Genomic DNA, 19,996 nt, shown 5'->3' on the forward strand with positions numbered 1-19,996 from the left:
TTGGTGCCGCATCCCTTTCCCTCGTCCATCATCACGGAGGTTCCATGTCCAACCCCTCTGAATTCCTTTGGTATATCCCCAATCAGGTCGAGGGCGGCCATCGCGGAGATAGCAGCGACGGCGATCCGTCCAGCCTTGAGACGCTGACGCGCCATGCCACGGCTTTGGAAGAACATGGCTGGACCGGGGCGCTGATCGGCACGAGCTGGGGGCGGCCGGACACATTCACCGTCGCCACCGCGCTGGCGGCCCGCACGAAGACGTTCGAGCCGCTCATCGCGATCCGCCCGGGCTATTGGCGGCCGGCCAACTTCGCCGCTGCCGCCGCCACGCTCGACGAACTGACCGGCGGCCGCGTGCGCATCAACATCGTCTCGGGTCAGGACAATCTGGCCGCTTATGGGGACAGCGAAGGCGATCAGGCGCATCGCTACGGCCGCACCAGGGATTTCATGCGGCTGGTGCGCCGCCTGTGGACCGAGACGAACGTCACGTTCGAGAGCGAGCATTTTCGTGTGGCTGGCTCAACCGTTGCGCCCCGGATCACGCCGCGTGGCCCGCGCTTGCATCCCCGGCTGTATTTTGGCGGCGCATCCGAAGCGGCCGAGCGGGTCGCGGCGACCGAGGCGGACGTGCAGCTTTTCTGGGGCGAGCCACTCGATGGCGTGGCGGACCGCATCGCGCGTCTGAAGCGGCTGAGCCGCGATCTGGACCGCGATTTGCCGCCGCTGGAATTCGGGCTGCGGATCACGACGCTGGTTCGGGACACGAGCGAGGAAGCCTGGGCGGATGCCGAGGCCAAGGTCGACGCGATGGCGGCCAAGCAGAACCATGTCGATGAGCATCGGCGCGCGCCGGCGGTAGGGCAGCAACGGCTGCTCGATCTCCACGCGCGTGGCGAGGTGCTGGACGACAATCTCTACACCGCGCCCGGCCGCTATGGCGGGGGTGGCGCGGGCACGACCTGGCTGGTCGGATCGGCTGCGGAGGTGGCCAGTTCGCTGCGCAAATATCGCGACCTTGGCATCACGCAGTTTGTCCTGTCCGACACGCCCTATCTGCCGGAGATCCGCCGACAGGGCGATCAGTTGTTGCCGTTGCTGCGCGATCCGCCGGCGCTGGCCCCGGACCGCGTGCTGCAGGCCGATCGGGTCGGCTGAAGCAGGACAATGCAGCGCGGGGGCTCGGCGGCTGGTCGGGCCGGCAGTCATAGGGAATTGCATGATCGAAGAGGATGGCGATCGAGCGGAGCGCGTCGCCGGCGGTGGGTTGCTCCACCGCCGTGCGCTGCTTGCCGCCGCCATGGTGTCGGCGGGCGGTATGGCGGCAGACGCCGCAGCGTCACCCGCGTCGATGCTGAAGCCCGGCGCACCGCTATCGGGCTATGGTGCGCGCGCCGGTTCGACGGCTGCGATCCAGCGGATCGTGCCCAGGCTGAGCTTCCCGGGTACGGGATCGTCGCGCACCCCGCTCCAGGCGCTGGAAGGGACGATCACGCCGCGCGGCCTGCATTTCGAGCGGCATCATAACGGCGTTCCGGACATTGACCCGGCGACGCACGAATTGCTGATCCACGGGCTGGTCCGCCAGCCGCTATTGTTCCGCTACGAGGATATGCTGCGCTACCCACGGCACAGCCGCATCCTGTTCATCGAATGCTCGGGCAACAGCAGCACGATCGGTGCGCCCGAGCCGGTCCAGGCCAGCGCAGGCCAGATCAACGGATTGCTCTCCTGTGCCGAATGGATCGGCGTCCGGCTCTCCACCCTGCTGGACGAGGCGGGGATCGCGCCGCAGGCAAAGTGGGTGCAGGCAGAGGGCGCCGATGCCGCCGCCATGACGCGCAGCATACCGCTCTCGCTTTGCCTGGACGACGCGATGATCGCGCTGTTCCAGAATGGCGAGCCGCTGATGCCGGCGCAGGGGTTCCCGATGCGGCTGGTGTTGCCGGGCATCGAGGGCAATGCCTCGATCAAGTGGCTGCGTCGCCTCAAGCTAATGGCGACGCCCGCTTTTTCGCGCGAGGAAACGGCCAAATATACGGATCTGCGCGCGGATGGGTTGGCGGACCTCTTCTCGCTGCGGATGGGGGTCAAATCGATCATTCTGCGGCCGTCGTTCGGGCTGGATCTGAACGCGACCGGCTATCAGGAGATTAGCGGCCTGGCGTGGACGGGCAGGGGCCGCATCCGCAAGGTTGAGGTTTCGGCCGACGGCGGCGCCAGCTGGGCCGAGGCGGCGCTCGACGGCCCGATTTTGCCGGGCGCGCTGACGCGCTTTCGCATGCCGTGGCGCTGGGATGGCACAACTGCGATCCTGATGAGCCGCGCGACCGACCAGACCGGCGCGGTCCAGCCGCGACGCAGCGCCTGGATCGCAAAATATGGCGTCGGCCAAGGCTATCACAACAACGCCGTCCAGAGCTGGGCCGTCGACGCGCGGGGGCAGGTGACGCACGTCTATGCCTAGGCATGTTCCAACGGTCGCTGCCGCCCTCTTTATTCTCATCTCGGCAGGTGCAGGCGGTGCTGGCCGCCCCACCGCTGCGGGTCCCCGGCTCGGCCGCCCGGTGACGTCCGATCTCGTTCGCGCATGGGATATCACCGTGGCGGCGGACGGCACTGGGCTGCCGGAAGGCTCGGGTTCGGTCGCCGAAGGCCGCGCGCTTTACGAGACCAAATGCCGCGCCTGCCACGGCGCCGCTGGGGCGGGCGGCATTGCCGATCGACTGACCGGCGGCGTCGGCTCGCTCGCGTCGGACAAACCGATCAAAACCGTCGCGAGCTACTGGCCCTACGCGCCGACGCTGTTCGACTATATCCGCCGGGCCATGCCGCTGACCGCGCCGCAGTCGCTGAGCGACCAGGACGTTTACAGTCTGGTTGCCTATCTGCTCTCGATCGACGGCATCGTTGCAGGCGATGCGCGCTTGGACGGACCCAGCCTGGCACGGATCAGAATGCCGAACCGCAATGGCTTCGTCAGCCTCGAACGCACGCGTTTCGATGGTAATGTCGAGCGCGTGAAAGCGGCGAGAGCGACAGGAGAATGAATGTGAAGACGGCGATTGTGACCGGGGCGACCTCCGGCATTGGCGAGGCGACCACCCGGGCCTTGGCCGATGCGGGCTGGCAGGTGATCGCCACCGGCCGGCGCGGCGATCGGCTTGCCCCGTTGGTGGATGCCTATGACGGCCGCGTGCATCCGGCCGTGTTCGACGTCCGTGACGCAGGCGCGTTGGATGCGGCACTGGCCAGCCTGCCCGATCGCTTCCGAGGGATCGACCTGCTGGTCAATAATGCCGGACTGGCGCTGGGTACCGCACCGGCACAGCGGGCGGATCTCGATCAGTGGCGCACGATGATCGACACCAACATCACCGCGCTCGTGACGATCACGCATCGTCTGTTGCCAGGCCTGATCGAGCGCAAGGGCAGCATCGTCAACATCGCCTCGGTCGCAGGCACGTATCCCTATCCAGGCGGCAATGTATATGGCGGCACAAAGGCGTTCGTACAGCAATTCTCGCTGGGGTTGCGCAGCGATCTCCATGGGTCCGGCGTGCGTGTCAGCGTCATCGATCCCGGCATGGTGGAAACGGAATTCACCCTGGTCCGCACGGGGGGCGATCAGAGTGCCTCGGACGCGCTCTATACGGGCACGCATCCGATGACGGGGCAGGATATTGCGGCAACCATCCTGTGGATCGCCACCCTGCCGCCGCATCTCAATATCAATCAGCTCGAACTGATGCCGGTCAGCCAGTCCTTTGCGGGCTTCCAATATGCGCGCACCTCCTGAAACCTTGTTCGAAGAAAGCAGATCCATGCCCATCCGTTATCGCTATCTTGGCCGCTCCGGCATCAAAGTCTCGCCGCTCACGCTGGGTACCATGATGTTCGGGGGGCAGACCGACGAGCCGACCGCCCACCGCATCATCGACAAGGCGCGCGATCAGGGCATCAACCTGATCGACACCGCAGACGTCTATAATCGTGGCCAGTCGGAAATCGTCGTCGGCACGGGCATCAAGGCGCATCGCGACGATTGGGTGGTGGCGACCAAATTCTCCAACCCGATGGCGCCAGGCCCGAACGGTGCCGGACAATCGCGCAAATGGATCATCCGCAGTGTGGAGGACAGCCTGCGGCGGCTGGGCACGGACTATATCGACCTGCTTTATTTCCACCGCGCTATATTCGACGCGCCGCTAGGCGAGGCGGTGCGCGCGATCGGAGACCTGATCCAGCAAGGCAAGCTGCGCTATTTCGGCGTATCCAACTTTCGGGGCTGGCGTATCGCGGAAGTGTGCCGGCTGGCGGATCAGTTCGGGATCGACCGGCCGATCGCCAGCCAGCCGCTCTACAATATCGTCAATCGCGTCGCGGAGGTGGAGCAATTGCCCGCCGCGGATTTCTATGGCCTCGGTACCGTCTCCTACAGCCCGCTGGCGCGCGGAATATTGACGGGGAAATATCAGGCCGATGCGGCACCCGCCGCCGATACGCGGGCCGGGCGTGCCGACAAGCGCATGCTGGAAACCGAATGGCGTCCGGAGTCCATCGCCCTGGCGACCAAGATCGCCGATCACGCGCGGGCACGGGGGATCGAGCCCGTCGCCTTTGCGATTGCCTGGGTGCTCAACAACAGGCTGATCACCAGCACGATCACCGGCCCGCGCACCGAAGCGCATTGGGATAGCTATATCGATGCTTTGGACGTAACGTTCTCGGCTGAGGACGAAGCGCTGATCAATGGGCTCGTCACCACCGGCCACGCCTCCACGCCCGGCTTCAACGATCCAGGTCATCCGATAGAAGGAAGGGTGCCCGAAATCGGGTAGATCGGCGCTTGCCCTTCGTCCCCATTGTGGGCCATCGAAAGGATCGCCTGCGCCGTTGATGGTGCAGCTGGATCGAGCCAGGGAGGATGGTGATGGCGCAATCGCATGACGGTGATCCGGCCGGACACAAACGGATCGGCATCATCCTGTTCGATCAGTTCGAAACGCTGGATGTGTTTGGCCCGGTGCAGATGCTTGGGCGCCTGCCCGATTATCGCCTGGTCGCGATTACGCAGGATGGTGGCCCTGTGACATCCTCGCAGGGGCTGGCAACCGTGGCGCATTTTTCGTTCGCAACCGCGCCCCAGCTCAACATTGTCCTCGTCCCCGGGGGCATGGGCACGCGCAAGGAGGTTGAAAACCCGGTGCTGCTGAACTTTCTGCGTACGCAAAGTGCCGGCGCGGATTACGTCACCTCCGTTTGTACCGGCTCTGCGTTGCTCGCCAAGGCCGGGATCCTGGACGGCCGCAGCGCGACGACCAACAAGGTGGCCTTCGACTGGGTCGCGGGGCAATCCGACAAGGTTGCTTGGCAGCGCCACGCGCGATGGGTGGAAGACGGCACGTTCCTGACCTCCTCGGGCGTGTCGGCGGGCACTGATATGGCCCTGGCGCTCGTGGCCAAGCTTTATGGTCGCGAGGCGGCGGACAAGACGGCGCGCGAAGCCGAATATGTCTGGAATGACGATCCCGATCAGGATCCCTTCGCGATCCGTTAATCTGCGCCGCCGCGACGTCCGCGCGGCCCGATCGACACGCGGGCAGGCCCGACGACGCGGCCGTTTAGTCCCAGCCCCCCTGCTGGGCCCGTTCGCGCATGGCATCGATGAAGGCGCGGACGGCCGGCATGGTGGCACGCCCGGCGTCGTAAAGCAGGCTCACCGGCACGGGGGCGGGTGTCTCATCGACCAGCACGCGGACGAGACGTCCGGCCGCAATGGCGTCGAACGACTGATAGCTGAGCACGTTCGCCAGGCCCATGCCCGCCTCTGCGGCAGCGATCGTTCCGTCGATCGTATTGATGATCAACCGCGGCGAACCGTGGGCGGTGCTGCCGCGAACGCCCACGGGCAGCACCGCTCCGCCCATCCGCAAGCCGTTGCCGGTGATATAATGGTGATCCTTGAGATCGGCCAGATTGGCAGGGACGCCATGCTTGGCCAGATAATCCGGGCTCGCGACGACCATCAGTTCGACCGTACCGATCGGCACGGCGCGTAACGTGCTGTCCACGAGCGGGCCGATCCGGACGGCAACGTCGATCCCCTCTTCGACAATCCGCACATTGCGGTCGACCAGCATCATCTGCGCGTTCAGGTCGTCATATTTCGCGAGCAACGCCGTGATCGTGGGGAGCACATACATCCGCCCGAACATCACCGGCGCCGTCACATACAGCTGCCCGCGCGGCACCGCACGCCGGCCCATGACGACCTGTTCCGCTTCTAGCAGGTCCGCCAGGATCCGGCGCGCGCGCTCGAGGAAGGCGACACCCTCATCTGTCAGCGATACCGCTCGTGTCGACCGCTGAAACAAAGTCGCGCCAAGGTGTCGTTCCAACGCCGCAACGGCGCGCGTGACGGCCGGGGGCGACACGTTCAACGTGCGGGCCGCAGCGGCGAAACCGCGCTGATCCGCCACCGCAACGAAGGCACGCAGGGTTTCGAAGCGATCCATTATTGCCGACGCCGTAATAGTGAACGTTTGCGATCGATGATTATCCCATGTCCGGCAAGGCTTATCTGCACAACATGGCGGGAACCTATCTCCACACGATGTTCGGCCCTGGCGCGCGGGCGCTCCAGGAGGCGGCGGGGTCGCGCCCGTCTTACGCCCGGATGGAGGCGCGGGCCGGCGAGATCGATGGGCTCGGCCCACGCGAAATCGAATTCATCGCCGCGCGAGACAGTTTCTATATGGCGAGCGTCAGTGAGAATGGCTGGCCCTATGTGCAGCATCGCGGCGGACCCAGCGGCTTCTTGCGGCATATTGCGGGTAATCGGATCGGGTTCGCCGATTATCGAGGCAATTACCAATTCCTGTCGACCGCCGGGCTGGCCGCGGATGATCGCGTGTCCCTGTTCCTGATGGATTATCCGAATCGTCGCCGGCTCAAGCTGATCGGCCATGCCCATGCCAGCACCGATCCTGCTGATATCACCGCGTTGATGCCGCCGGGCTACGCGGCCGAACCGGAACGCGCCTTTCTGATCGACGTGGTCGGCTTCGACTGGAATTGTCCGCAACACATCACGCCCCGTTTTACGGAAGCGGAAATCCGCAGTGCGACGCAGCCGTTGCTGGACGACATCACCCGCTTGCGGGCGCGCATCGCCGAACTGGAAGGGAGGTCATGACCGACAAGCTGACCTGCGGTGTTCACCATGTCGGGCTGACCGTGCCCGATCTCGATCAGGCGCGCGCTTTCTTCTGCGGCGTGCTCGGTTTCGATCAGGTCGGGGGCGTGCCCGACTATCCGTCGATCTTCGTGACGGATGGCACCATCCTGCTGACGCTGTGGCGCGCGGAAGATCCGGCGACGGCGCGCGCATTCGATCGGCGGCACAATATCGGTCTGCATCACCTGTCCCTCGCGGTCGCGGACGATGCGGCATTGGATCGCGCCTGGGACAAGGTCAGTCAGTGTGCGGACGTCTCGATCGATGCCGCCCCCAGCCCGATCCAGCCTGGATCTGCGATCCGCCACTTCCTGATCTTCGTTCCCGGCGGCATCCGGCTGGAATTCACCGCATCCTCTACCTGACGTGTCGCAGGCAGCGAACGTTCGTCCGATGACCGCAATCATTGGCCATGGCTTTGTCATATAAATGTAGTGGATCGGCCATACCGCACCCCCTTCCGAAAAAGGGGTACTTAAATGCAGGTCGCGCGCTCGCGAGCTTATGCTCTGTCTGTAGCTTCATCCATCGCCCTGCTGGCATCGCTGAGCACGTCCGCCCAGGCGCAGCAGCCGGCCGCACCGGCCCCTGCGGAAACGCCGGCGGATAACCAGCAGGCCGACATCATCGTCACGGGCACCGCCGTCCGCGCCCAGCGGCGTTTCGACGTATCCTATGCGATCAACAGCCTCTCGCAGCGCGACGTCCAGCAGATCGCGCCGAAAAGCTTTGCGGATCTGCTCGGCACGGTCCCCGGTATTCAGGTCGAAGCCACCGGCGGCGAGGTGCAGAATGTCACCCGCGTGCGCGGCATCCCCACCGACCGCGGCTATTTGATCTTCCAGCAGGACGGCCTGCCGCTTTACCACGAAATCGACGGTCCCTTCTTCAATTCCGGCGAAGGCATGAACCGCTATGATCTGATGAGCGAACGCGTCGAGATCGTGCGCGGCGGGCCGGCGCCGATCTTCGCGAGCAGTGCGGCGGCGATTGCCAACACCATCACCGTCACGGGCAGCGATGTCGCGCGCGGCAAGGCGCAGATCACGCTTGGCGACACAGGCCTATACCGTCTGGACGCGATGCAGAGCGGGCCCATTGGCGAGAAGACCTATTTCGCCGTCGGCGGCTTTCTGCGCCAGCATGAGGGCTATCGCAAAAGCGGTTTCCCCAGCGACAAGGGCGGGCAGATCCGCGCCAATTTGAAGCATGATCTGGACAATGGCTTCATCAAATTGTCGGCCATGTACGTCAACGACCACAACCTCTTCTATCTGCCGATCCCGATCGCCGATCCACGCAATCCCTCCGTCTCGCTTGATCAATATATCGATTATCACCGCGGCACGTTGAACTCGCCGTCGCTCCGCAATGTGAACATCAAATATCGCGACGGCGCGGGCGTGGTGCAGAGCCATGATCGCGATCTTGCCGACGGCCGGCACATGCGCTTCTTCAACGCGGGCCTGGACTATGAGGGCGATTTCGATGGCTGGCGGGTGTCGGCCAAGGCCGGGTTCACCAAGGGCCGGAGCAGCTTCGACGCTTTCTATTCGACGACCAACCCGGTCGATGCGGTGGCCTTCGCGACCGGAACCAACCTGACCAACGCACGCGCGGCCTTCGGCCCGGGCGTTGCCCGGCTCGGCTATGCCTTTGCCGGTACCAATGGCGCTTCGGTCTATGATCCTGCATCCGCGTCGGGGCTGGTCCTGTCAGGCCAGTATCGCATGTCGGAATCCAAATTCTATTCCGGCCAGGCCGATGTGAGCGTTACCCGCCGGATCGAAACGGGTCTGGGCACGCACGATCTGCGCGTCGGCGCCTATGGATCGCTCTACGGCAACACGCTGCTCCAAGCGTATCAGGACATGTTGATCGAGCTGCGCAGCAAGCCGCGCACGCTCGACCTTGTGGCCTATTCGGCCAACGGCGCGGTGCTGGGCTCGGTCACGCAGAACGGCGTGCTGCGCTACACGACGACATTGAACCAGGGTAAGGGCGACGCGAAGATGCTCGCGGTCTATGCCAACGATACGTGGGATGTGACGCGCGGACTGCGCATCGACTTCGGCATCCGCCACGAATGGTATGATTATGATGGCTATGCGCTGGCGACGACGCAGGCCAATCTTGGCGATCCGACGACGCTCGCGGACGACACGACGCGGGCCTTCACCGGCGCAATCATCAACCAGAGCCTGCATCCCAAGGCGACCAACTGGACCGTGGGCGCAGACTATGACTTCACCAGCAACCTCGGCATCTACGGCCGCGTCTCCAACCTGGAAGTGCCACCGCAACTGGGTGTGGTGACCAGCATCGCACCCACGATCGTCAAGACCAAAGCCCGTCAGTATGAAGTCGGCGTGAAGGCGAGTTTCGGCCGCAATTATCTGTATCTCACCGGCTTCTATACGAAGTTCAATCCGTTCAACGCCTCCTTCGCGGCCTTCAATCCAGTTACGGGACAGAACGATCAATCGCTGCCCTTTGTTGGCGAAGCGACCGTCAAGGGCGTGGAGATTGACGGGCGGCTGGCGCCGGTCCGCTGGTTCTCGATTACCGGATCGGTCACGCGCCAGCAGCCGGAATATCGCAATCTGGTCAACACGTCGGGCGCGGATCCAAGCTCGGTCAATGGCAATCAGATCATCCGCGAAGCCAAGTTCTTCGGCAATGTGCGACCTGCCGTCAACGTCGGCGTGGGCGAGGCGCGGCTGGAGCTGTTTGGCCGTTACGACTGGGTCGGCCGGCGCTATGTCGATTTCTTCAGCAAGACCGCGATGCCGGCCTACCAGACGGTGGGCGCGGGCGCGGCGGTGGAATGGAAGGCGTGGCGGTTCCAGGTGGTGGGCGACAATATCACCAACGCGAAGGGCCTGACCGAGGGCAATACGCGGACCGATCAATTTGCCGGGCAGGGTTCGGCCGAGGCGATTTACGGTCGCCCGCTATTCGGTCGCAACGTCCGCTTCATCCTCAGCCGGAGCTGGTAGATTGCGCGTCTCGTCCGCAGCCTGCCTGATGGCGACGGCCCTGCTGGTGCACGGAGCTATCCAGGCGAAACCACCGGCGGTCGTTGCCGTGGCTGCGGACGAGACGCTGGAGACGGTGACCTTCCCGCTGCTCGCCATGCTGCGCGCGGCGGATGGGTGGCCGGCCGCCCTCCGCAACGATCCCGGATTGCGCGGGCTTGCTGCCGATCGGGCGAGACGCGTGCCCGCCGGCGGCTGTGCGCCCGCGCCGCGCTGTTTCGCCGATCCCTGGGATTGGACGGCGGCGGACATCGGCACGGTCGAGACGCGGCTCCGCCTGCTGATGCGGAATCCGGGTCTCGCCCGGGCGCTCGTCGCGCGCCGGATCCGTCCGTCCGGCGCATTCGGGCGCTATGCCGGCTTGGGCGATGCCGATCTGGTCGCCGCCGCGTGGAAGAGCACGGCAGCGGCGCTGAACCGCGTCGTGGCGATCTATGCGAAGGGCGAGCCGCCACGCTATCCGAAGATCGATGCGATCATCTTCGATGTGGCCTCGCCGGACTTTGCCGAAGCCCTGAGCGCGCATGGCACCGCCATCACGGCGCAGCAGCGTCCCGACGACCTCTTCTTCGATCCGTCGCTGCGCTACGCGGCCGGCCTGCTGCGCATGAACGAGCGCACGGATGCCGCACGCTACCGGCCTTTGCTGGCCGGCGAGAATGACGGCGCCGTTCGCAAGATCGCACGAACCGACTGGAAGGCGGCGCCCTATACCGCGCTGCTGATATTCGGGCATGGCCCGGAAGATCCGGTGTCGCGCACAGGGGTCATGGGCCATATCCGCCTCGAAATCGCCGCCGACCTTTATGCGCGCGGGTTGGCGCCTTTCCTGATCGTGTCCGGTGGTAACGTTCACCCCAATCGTACGCCGTTCAACGAAGCGATCGAGATGAAGCGCATCCTGGTCACCGATTACCGCGTCCCGGCCGATCGGATCCTGATCGAGCCGCATGCGCGCCACACCACCACCAACCTGCGCAATAGTGCGCGGCTGCTGATCGCTGCCGGCGTCCCGATCGACAAGCCTGCTTTGGTCGTCTCCGATCCCCGCACGATTGCGTATATCGGCAGCGCGGTGATGGCAGAGCGCAACCTGCGCGAAATGGGCATCCAGCCCGGCAAGCTGGCACCAGGGCCGAACCGCTTCAGCCTGCAATTCACGCTGGATCGCATCGCGTTCCAAGAGGATGCTGCGGACGATCCGCTCGACCCGTGAGCCGCTTTCTCTCCCAGGTTTTGATCGTCGCGGCGGCGATGTTCGCGTCGGCAGCCGTTGCGCGCGCGCCCGTGGAATGGGTCAATCCCTTCATTGGCACGCTGGCGGACTATGGCCAGCTCAGCCCCGCCGCGGTCGCGCCTTATGGCATGGTGCAGCTTGGTCCGGACACCGATCCGGCCAATCATGCGGGCTATGATCATGCCGCGCGGGAGCTGGTCGGCTTTTCCCATACGCGCGCGGTCGGGGTAGGCTGCAGCGGCGCCGGCGGGGATGTCCGGGTTGCGCTGGGTTATGCCGGAACCGGGCCGGCCTGGACGATGGACAAAGGTCGCGAACGCGCCACCGCCGGTTATTATGCGGTGCGTTATGGCGACGGGATCGCCGCCGCGATGACGGCCACGCGGGGCGCAGGCGCGTTACGCTTCATCATGCCGCGCCCGGGGCAGATCGTCCTGACCGTCGTCTTCGATCGTGGCTATTCGCGTCGCCATGGCGCCCAGTGGCAGTCCGGACCGGATGGTGACCTTCGCGCCAGTTTCAGCGCAGGCACGGTTTGCGATGTCGGCACCTACCATCTGAACGCGGCAACCGTGCTTTCCCGTAATGGCAAGGCGGTGAACCCGCGCTGGGCGGGGGCCAGTGGCGAAGCGCGGACGACGCTGGAGGTGCGGAAGGGCGATGTGATCGAGGTTCGCACCGGTCTCTCCTCGGTCGATTCCGCCGCGGCCGCGGCCGTGCGTGAGGCCGAACTCGGGCATCGATCGTTCGCGCGCATCGCCGCTGCAACCCGTGCGGATTGGAACAGGGAGCTGTCGCGCCTCACCATTGCCGGGTCGCCGGAACAGGAGACGATTTTCACGACCGCACTGTTTCGCGTGATGCAGACACCGGTGGCGATCACCGATCCCGACGGGCGCTTTCGCGGGAGCGACGGTGCCATCGTCCGCCTGCCGGCCGGCGAACACTATTATACCAGCTGGGCCCTGTGGGATAATTACCGCACGCAGATGCCGCTGCTGGCCCTGGTCGATCCGGCCCGCGCCGGTGCTATCGCGCGGTCGCTCGTGCGACTGTATCAGACCGGCAAGCAGCGCTGGGGCACCGCCACCGAGCCCTTCCTGACCGTCCGGACCGAACATGCCGGGATCGTGCTGCTGGATTTCCGCCGGAGGGGAATTGTCGATTTCGACGCGAAGGCGGCGCTGGCGGGCATGGTGGCGGAAAGCGCCACGCTGGCCCGCAAGACTCCGGACGAGCAGATCGAGGCAGCCTATGACGATTGGGCCGTCGCCGAACTGGCGTCCGATCTGGGTGACACGGCGCTTGCCAGACGCTTCCGCACCAAGGCGCTATCCTATCGCGCGATGTGGAAGGCGACTTTCGCGACGCTTGGGCCGGACGCGGACATCGTCCATGCGCGCGGGCTATATCAGGGGACGCTGGCGCAATATCGCTGGGCGCCCGTATTCGATCTGGACTGGATGGCGGAGACGTTGGGACCGCGCTTCCGCCCAGAACTCCAGCAGTTCTTCGATCGCAATCTGTTCAACATGACCAATGAGCCCGACATCCAGGTTCCGTATATGCTCGCCTGGGCAGGCGATACGGCCGCCGCCACTCGGATCGTCGGCCGCTACCTGCAGGATCCGGTCGCGCATCGTTACACCAATGCCGGCGTACGTCCGCAGCCCTGGGTCGGTCGCAGCTTTACGGCAGGCCCGCAGGGGTTTGCCGACGGTATGGATGATGATGCCGGCGCCATGTCGGCCTGGTATATCTGGTCGACACTCGGCCTTTATCCGCTGACTCCTGGCAAGCCCGAACTGGTGGCGACAACCCCCTTCGTGGACAAGGCGACGCTGCGGCTGCCCGGAAAAGCGCCGCTGATCATCCGCCCCAATCGCAAGGGCGGTGTGATGCTGGAGGGTGCGTCTCGGCCCGATCAAATCCGGATCCTCGCACGGCCGAACGGGTAATTGTCAGCGGCAAGAGAGGATGGTGCGTGGTATAAGCGGCGCACCGTTCGAACGACGTTTAACGCCCTTTCATGACCGCCGAACGCTGGCGCACCTTATCCTGGCTCTTCGTCATACGAAGGAGAGTCCCATGTCTGATGCCCGTTATCCGGTCGCGGTCACCCATGTCGGTTTGACCGTGACCGACGTCTATGCCGCCACCGACTGGTATGTCGAAGTGTTGGGCTGCCGCCACACGATCGGCCCGTTGCACATCCGCAACGACGGCTCCCCGGTGTCCAATGTCTTCAAGGATATTTTCGGTGAGCCGATGCAGGAACTCTATGTCAGCCATCTGGCGACGGCCAATGGCGTCGGTATCGAGCTGTTCCAGTTCGTGACACCGCCGACGGAGGACAGCCGCCCGGACAATTTCGAATATTGGAAGACCGGTGTCTTCCATTTCTGCGTGGTCGATCCGGATATCGAAGGGCTGGCAAAGCGCATCGCCGACAGTGGCGGCAAGCAAAATTCGCAAATCTGGACGCTGTTCGAGGGCGAACCCTATCGGTGCGTCTATTGCCAGGATCCGTGGGGTAATTTGATCGAAATCTACACGCATTCGACCGAGCTGTTCTACGCCAACCGCGACACCAGCGCGATGCAAGTCCCGGAAAAGCTGATCGACAAGCGCTGACCCAGGCCGTTCTGCATGCCGCGCTGTTCCAAAGTGGGGCATGCAGAACGATGGGAGTTTTGCCTGCGGCGTTACGTCTTGTAGCGCACCTCCAGCAGATCCAGTTCGCGGATGAGCTTCTGTGCCGTCGCGCTGCCGATTTCGCCGCCGCGCGACATTCGGAAGATCTCGCTTCGCTCGGCCGCCAGCGCTGCAAGCCGCATGTCGCGCTCGATCCGCTCATGATGGCGGGCTTCCGATGAACTGCGCCCCTCCTGATTGCGAACGTCGATCCGCTCCCGATACAGGTCCATGATGCGCGTGCCCGCTCCGGCGTAGAGGTCGGCGTCGCTCCGACCGTCGGCGAGCGAATGCTGGACGCGTTCAATCTCCCGAATGGCGGCCTCGGATGCGGCGACACGGGCGCGATCCTCCTCCGCCTGCAGCGATGGCTCGGCCGGCATGCGCAGACCGCGCAGCAACAGCGGCAGGACGACGCTGGCCATGACAAGCGACAATATGATCACGCCGGTCGCCAGGAAGATCGCCAGATCGCGCGCGGGAAAGGCGGTGCCGTCGCGCATCGCCAGCGGGATCGTCAGCACACCCGCCAGGGTGATCGCACCCCGAACGCCGGCGAAGGACATCGCCGCGATCAGCCGCCAATCGGGGCTGCGAAACGGCGTCTCGCCCCGGCGGCGCAGCAAGGTCAGCCGGAACGACACCCACACCCAGGCAAAACGCAGGGCGGCGAGCGCGACCATGATCGCGAGCACATAGGCGCCCAGCCACCAGGCATTGTCGTGGCCCGTGACCTTCACGGTCTCGCTGGCCTTTTCCACGATGGCCGGCAATTGCTCGCCCAGCAGCACGAAGATGATGCCGTTCAGCGCGAACTGGATCGTGTCCCACACCGAATTGCGCCGCATGCGGGTTGCGGGGAGCGCCTGGCGCGAAACTTCGGCAAAGGTCATCGTCACGCCCGCGGCAACCGCGGCGAGAATACCCGAGCAGTGGAGATGTTCGGCCAGGATATAGGCGGCGAACGGGATCAGCAGGCTGATCAGAACCTGGGAGCCCGTATCCTCACCGAACCGGCTCGATACCCAGGCCTTGGCGCGCGTCACGACCAGTGTCACCGCGACGCCGATGGCGATGCCGCCCAGCGCCAGCCACAGAAAGGTCAGGCCCGCCTGGGCAATGGAGAATGTACCAGTCAGCGCCGCCGCGATGGCGAAGCGCAGGCAGACCAGGCCGGTGGCGTCGTTGAGCAGCGATTCCCCTTCCAGGATGTGCATCATGCGCCGGGGAATGGGCACGCGCGCCGCAATCGCGGACACGGCGATTGGATCGGTCGGCGACACCACCGCCGCGAGCGCAAACGCCACGCCCAGCGGCATGGCGGGGATCAGCCAGTCGATGAACAGGCCGACGCCGACCACCGTCAGCAGCACCAGGCCAAGCGCCAGCTCGACCACGGTCGAGAGATCCTTCAGCATCTCGTCCTTGGGGATCCGCCAGCCGTCCAGGAACAGCAAAGGCGGCAGGAACAGCAGCAGGAACAATTCGGGGTCCAGTTCGACCCGCAAATGAGCGACCAACCCAATGATCGCACCGAGCGCGATCTGTACCAGAGGCGTCGGGATATTCAGCGGCAACATACGCGAGATCGCGCCACTGATCACGACGGCAAGCAGCAACAGCAATACGATCGAGACGATTTCCAACACACACTCCCAGTTCGTCCGGTCGACATGCCCCCCCACGCCCTAGATAGGGGCATAGCCGTTCCAGACCACCCAAAAATGGCTTGGGAGCGGGCAAAAAAGGGGAAATGCGCGGCCGATCTGCGCGGCGAATTGGCAGCATATCCCATCGCGCCAGACGCGATTTGGCAGCCGCCGACCGTGCTGGAACGGGTGGTACGGTCAGCGCGCCGAGGGGCGCCGATAGGTCCATGACAGGAAATCGAACGCCGGCAGCGCCTCATGCTGCTTATAGTCGAACCAGGCGGCATTTTCCCAGTTGGAGCCTTTGCCCCAGCGCGTCCCGCACCGGGTCGAAACCCAGTTGGGCTCCCAATAGACCAGGCCGATACCACCCGCATCGATGACGGTCTGGGTGAGGTCGATCAGATATTGGCGCTGCCCCGCCGGGGTCGCCGGATAGCCTTTCACCAGCGTGTCCTCGCCCAGCAAATTGGGGGAGGTGTCGGCATTGTCGGTGGTGAAGGGGTAGGCGGTTTCAACCACGATCACGTCCGCCTTGTAGCGGGCTTTCACCGCCGCGATCGTGGTGCCGAGCTCCGCCATCGAACGCACCGACCATTTCTTGTAATAGCTGATGCCGATGACGTCATAGTCGAGCACCCCGGCGGCGGTCGCGTCGTCGAACCACGGCTGGACATGTTCCGGCTGGGCGATGTGCAGCATGATGCGCGGATTGATCTTCGCGGTCTTGCCCGCGTCGCGCACGGCCTTGATACCCGCGTTGAGCAGCGTCGCATTGCGCGCCCAATCGATCTTGCGGTCCTTCACCCCGCCCATCAGCTCGGGATTGGTCTCGTTGCCGACCTGGACCATCTCCGGCATCAGCCCCTGCGCATCCAGCTTGCCGAGCACGTCGCGCGTGTAAGCGTAGAGAGCCTTGGCCTGATCGGGCGTGCTGAGCTTGGTCCAGGCGGCGGGGGCGATCTGCTTCTCGCCATCCGCCCAATCGTCCGAATAATGGAAGTCCAGCAGCACCTGCATGCCCGCCGCCTTGGCGCGACGGATCGTCTTGGTCACATCGGCGAGATTGCTATATTTCGTCCACCTGGCATCGTTCCAGATGCGCACGCGCACGATATTGCCGCCCTTGGCCGCAAGCAGCGCATAAGGATCGACCGGCTTGCCGCCGGACCGATAGACCGCACCACAATCCTCCATCTCGTTCACGTAGGACAGGTCGGCGCCCAGATAGAGCCCGCTTGCAGGCTTGGGCACCAAGGGCGCCGCCTGCGCGGCGGACGCCAGCAATCCCACGATCAACGCCAGCTTGCGCATCAGAAGTTGATGCCCGCGCCGAGCATGAAGCGGCGGCCGAACTTCTCGTAACGACCCTGCAGGCGGCGATCGCCATAATAGGTCTCGAACGGCTCATTGGTCAGGTTGCTCGCCTGCGCCAATATCTGCAGGCCCTTGAAGCGCGATCCGTCGCCGAACGTGTAAGACGTCTGGAAGTCCAGCACGCCTTCGGGTGCGGTGTAGAGGATGCGGTCGGTATCGCCGAGTTCGGTCGCGTATGCGCTGCGATAGCGGTAGGCGACCCGCGCCTCGAAGCCCGATTTGCTGTAATATAGCGTGGCGTTGCCGACATGCTTGGACAGGCCGGGCAGGGCGATCGGGCCGATCGCATTGTCCGCTTCCTGGACCGAGATGTTGCTGTCGGTATAACTGTAGTTGAGATACACGCCCAGCCCGTCGAACGGCTTGGGCAGGAAGGTGAAGGCCTTCTGGAACAACACTTCGACGCCCTTCACCTCGCCACCCCGACCATTGATCGGCTGGGTGAAGGTGCCGGTGGGGATGCCGTTGGCATCACGCGTCGTGGTCGTGTTGGTCGCGATGAATGTGTCCAGCTTCTTGTAGAAACCCGAAATAGTCAGCGCGCTGTCGCGATCGAAATACCATTCGAAGGTCAGATCGAGCTGCTTGGCGCGGAACGGCTCCAGCAGCGGATTGCCGCCCCGCAGCTCCGGAACGCCGGTACTGCCGCTATAGGTGGAACTGCCCGCGTTCAGATCGTCGAGCGGCGCGCGCGCGATTGCCTTGCTTGCGCCGAAGCGGATCTGCACCTTCGGACTGACCTTCAGCGTCAGATTGAGGTTGGGCAACCAATCGGTGAAGGCGTTGGTGACGGTGAACGGGGTCAGGATCGGCGGTATGGCGCTATTCGTGCCGTCCAGCTTGGTGCTGCTCGATGTCGTCTTGGTGTGGACGACGCGCACGCCGACATTGCCGGTCAGCGGCATGTCGCCGACCGACGTATCGATATTGCCCTGGATATAGCCGGCATAGGTCTTCTCGCCGACGACCCAGCTGGCGGCCTGGTCATAGATGGTCTCGGTCGGGTTGACCGTTCCCAACAGGCGGTCGATCGCCTTCGGGATGTTGATCGACATCGTCTGCGGCAGATTGCCGAACGCCCCCGGGAAGGTGACCGGGCTGTTAAGCAGATCGGCATCCACCGGCACGCGATTGGCGGCGTCGATGCCCGAATATTGCGAGCGGGAGATCAGATCCTTGGTCCGATCGGTATAGCGCGTGCCGACCACGATCGTCTTCAGGAAGCTGCCGTCCAGATCGCGCTGCACGTCGCCTTTCAGGGTCAGCAGTTCGTCGTTGATCAGCGGCGCGCCGGTGCCGGTCGGGATCTCGAAAAAGGCGATACGGTTGATCGACGGATCGGTCAGCGAGCGATCGAAGCTCATGCTCGCCGGTTTCCCGCGACCGGACAGGAAGGTCGAGGTCGTGCCGTAGCTATCCTGATACGTATATGGCGGATTGGTCGCCGAATATTCCGTGACCAGCGACAGGAATTGCTGGTTACGGTGCGTCTTCGAATAGCCGACGTCGCCCGTCAGCGTCCACGCCCCCGCCTTATATTTGGCATTCAGGCCGCCCGCGTACAAATTGTCCTTGAAGAAGAATTGCTCGTTCACGTTGCGGACGTCGAGGCCGTAAATATCGCTATTGTTGCTGGCAGTGACGCCGGTCACGTTGCCATCCACTACGGTCGGATTGCCGAAGGCGTTGCCGAACGGCAGGTTCAGCACGCGCACGCCGCGCTGGGTCTCGTCGAACTTCACGCGGCTGTAGAAGAAGTCGCCGTTCAGCTCGAAATTGCCCGCGCCCGGACGCCACTGCACGGCCGCCAGCGCGCCATGGCGGATATCGTCGCCGCCGCGCACCAGCGCCTCATAGCCATAAGGGATATTGTCATAGGCGTTGGGTGCGTTGCTCGCCGCCCCACGACCATCACCGTTGATGTCCTGGAAGCTGTTGGCCGAGCGGAAGATATTGGTACGCGCGGTCGCATTGGCCTGGCGCCGCCCGGAATAGCCCAGCGCGATCCCCAGCGTATTGTCCGCGAACTGATCGACGTAGGAGATGCTGCCGATATAGCCCAACGGCTTTGTGTCGGCGACGTCGTCGGCCAGATCGTTATAGCTGGCGCGCACGTTGATCGCGATCCGGCGGCTTTTCTGATCGAGCGGACGCACCGTCTGCAGATCGACCTGACCGGCAATCGCGCCTTCCACCTGCGACGCCGTCGGCGACTTGAAGACATAGGCGCCGTTCAGCAACTCCGCCGGATAATCGTCATAGCGGATGTTGCGGTTGGCTTCGGCGGAGACGATCTCGCGACCGTTCAGCAACGTATTGACCAGATTGGGTCCAAGCCCGCGGATCGAAATCTGCGTGCCGTTGCCACGATCGCGATTGGTGGCGAGGCCGGGAAGGCGGGCGAGCGATTCCGCGATGCTGGCTTCGGGCAATTTGCCCAGATCCTCAGCGGACAGCACTTCCTGGACGCGATCGGCGTTGCGCTTTTGATTGATCGCGGTGCGGAGTGACTGGCGATAGCCGGTGACGACGACTTCCTGATCGGCGCCCGTATCGGTCGTCGCCGCTGGCGTTTCCGCCTGGGCGCTGGTGGCGGCAGTTCCGCCGAGGCTGCTCTGCGCCGCAGGTGCATCCGACTGCGCGGTGGCCGCGCTCGATAGCGAAAACAGGCTCACCGCAGTGAGCAACACAGTACGATTATACACCGAAACTCTCCCCATCGACGCTCACTGACCGGCGTCTTGACCCTTTTGTATGAT

16 protein-coding genes are annotated in these 19,996 nt (G+C 64.3%); 12 read left to right on the forward strand and 4 right to left on the reverse strand.

Translation table 11 applies throughout. The features are described from left to right. The first annotated feature begins 44 nt into the window (after positions 1-44). The 6 genes from ACSBM8_RS04475 to ACSBM8_RS04500 all read left to right on the forward strand — a co-directional run bounded on the left by ACSBM8_RS04475 (position 45) and on the right by ACSBM8_RS04500 (position 5,562). Entirely contained in the window at positions 45-1,160 is a 1,116-nt protein-coding gene (locus ACSBM8_RS04475; RefSeq protein WP_442680455.1) for an LLM class flavin-dependent oxidoreductase, read from the forward strand. A gap of 61 nt (positions 1,161-1,221) precedes the next feature. Next, a complete protein-coding gene (soxC, locus tag ACSBM8_RS04480) occupies positions 1,222-2,469 on the forward strand; it encodes a sulfite dehydrogenase (RefSeq protein ID WP_442680456.1) in 1,248 nt (415 codons plus the stop codon). A 100-nt stretch (positions 2,470-2,569) separates the two neighbouring features. Then, positions 2,570-3,052, forward strand: a complete 483-nt coding sequence (locus tag ACSBM8_RS04485) for a c-type cytochrome (RefSeq protein WP_442680457.1) — start codon at positions 2,570-2,572, stop codon at positions 3,050-3,052. Next, positions 3,049-3,801, forward strand: coding sequence for an SDR family NAD(P)-dependent oxidoreductase (locus tag ACSBM8_RS04490; RefSeq protein WP_442680458.1), 753 nt, complete (start codon positions 3,049-3,051; stop codon positions 3,799-3,801). Before ACSBM8_RS04485 ends, ACSBM8_RS04490 begins: the two co-directional genes overlap by 4 nt. A gap of 25 nt (positions 3,802-3,826) precedes the next feature. After that, positions 3,827-4,843, forward strand: a complete 1,017-nt coding sequence (locus tag ACSBM8_RS04495; protein WP_442680459.1) for an aldo/keto reductase — start codon at positions 3,827-3,829, stop codon at positions 4,841-4,843. A gap of 92 nt (positions 4,844-4,935) precedes the next feature. After that, on the forward strand, positions 4,936-5,562 hold the full coding sequence (locus ACSBM8_RS04500) for a DJ-1/PfpI family protein (protein ID WP_442680460.1): 627 nt from the start codon (positions 4,936-4,938) through the stop codon (positions 5,560-5,562). A gap of 64 nt (positions 5,563-5,626) precedes the next feature. Here ACSBM8_RS04500 and ACSBM8_RS04505 read toward each other — a convergent pair whose 3' ends face one another. Continuing rightward, entirely contained in the window at positions 5,627-6,520 is an 894-nt protein-coding gene (locus ACSBM8_RS04505) for a LysR family transcriptional regulator (RefSeq protein WP_442680461.1), read from the reverse strand. A 47-nt stretch (positions 6,521-6,567) separates the two neighbouring features. Between ACSBM8_RS04505 and ACSBM8_RS04510 the strand changes: the two genes are divergently transcribed. The 6 genes from ACSBM8_RS04510 to ACSBM8_RS04535 all read left to right on the forward strand — a co-directional run bounded on the left by ACSBM8_RS04510 (position 6,568) and on the right by ACSBM8_RS04535 (position 14,151). Then, positions 6,568-7,200, forward strand: coding sequence for a pyridoxamine 5'-phosphate oxidase family protein (locus ACSBM8_RS04510; protein WP_442680462.1), 633 nt, complete (start codon positions 6,568-6,570; stop codon positions 7,198-7,200). Then, positions 7,197-7,607 carry a VOC family protein gene (locus ACSBM8_RS04515; RefSeq protein WP_442680463.1) on the forward strand — a complete coding sequence of 137 codons (411 nt, stop codon included), beginning with the start codon at positions 7,197-7,199 and terminating at the stop codon, positions 7,605-7,607. Before ACSBM8_RS04510 ends, ACSBM8_RS04515 begins: the two co-directional genes overlap by 4 nt. A 114-nt stretch (positions 7,608-7,721) precedes the next feature. Beyond that, the gene (locus tag ACSBM8_RS04520) at positions 7,722-10,241 is read left to right on the forward strand and encodes a TonB-dependent receptor (protein WP_442680464.1); all 2,520 of its coding nucleotides are present in this window, start codon (positions 7,722-7,724) and stop codon (positions 10,239-10,241) included. 28 nt (positions 10,242-10,269) lie between these two features. After that, positions 10,270-11,496 (forward strand): YdcF family protein, encoded by a 1,227-nt coding sequence (locus tag ACSBM8_RS04525; RefSeq protein WP_442680465.1) that lies wholly within the window; start codon positions 10,270-10,272, stop codon positions 11,494-11,496. Next, positions 11,493-13,475 (forward strand): glycoside hydrolase domain-containing protein, encoded by a 1,983-nt coding sequence (locus ACSBM8_RS04530; RefSeq protein WP_442680466.1) that lies wholly within the window; start codon positions 11,493-11,495, stop codon positions 13,473-13,475. Before ACSBM8_RS04525 ends, ACSBM8_RS04530 begins: the two co-directional genes overlap by 4 nt. Before the next feature lie 130 nt (positions 13,476-13,605). Further along, complete coding sequence (locus ACSBM8_RS04535; protein ID WP_442680467.1) at positions 13,606-14,151, forward strand: VOC family protein; 546 nt, start codon at positions 13,606-13,608, stop codon at positions 14,149-14,151. 71 nt (positions 14,152-14,222) lie between these two features. Here the strand turns inward: ACSBM8_RS04535 and ACSBM8_RS04540 are convergent, their stop codons facing one another. The 3 genes from ACSBM8_RS04540 to ACSBM8_RS04550 form a co-directional block, all read right to left on the reverse strand. Beyond that, on the reverse strand, positions 14,223-15,857 hold the full coding sequence (locus ACSBM8_RS04540; RefSeq protein ID WP_442681487.1) for a Na+/H+ antiporter: 1,635 nt from the start codon (positions 15,855-15,857) through the stop codon (positions 14,223-14,225). Between the two features lie 201 nt (positions 15,858-16,058). Beyond that, positions 16,059-17,174 (reverse strand): glycoside hydrolase family 53 protein, encoded by a 1,116-nt coding sequence (locus ACSBM8_RS04545; RefSeq protein ID WP_442680468.1) that lies wholly within the window; start codon positions 17,172-17,174, stop codon positions 16,059-16,061. Further along, the gene (locus ACSBM8_RS04550; protein WP_442680469.1) at positions 17,174-19,942 is read right to left on the reverse strand and encodes a TonB-dependent receptor; all 2,769 of its coding nucleotides are present in this window, start codon (positions 19,940-19,942) and stop codon (positions 17,174-17,176) included. The genes ACSBM8_RS04545 and ACSBM8_RS04550 overlap by 1 nt, the downstream gene beginning before the upstream one ends. Positions 19,943-19,996 lie beyond the last annotated feature (54 nt).

Source organism: Sphingomonas sp. ASY06-1R, from assembly GCF_052180265.1.
In the GTDB taxonomy this organism is placed as follows: domain Bacteria; phylum Pseudomonadota; class Alphaproteobacteria; order Sphingomonadales; family Sphingomonadaceae; genus Sphingomonas_I.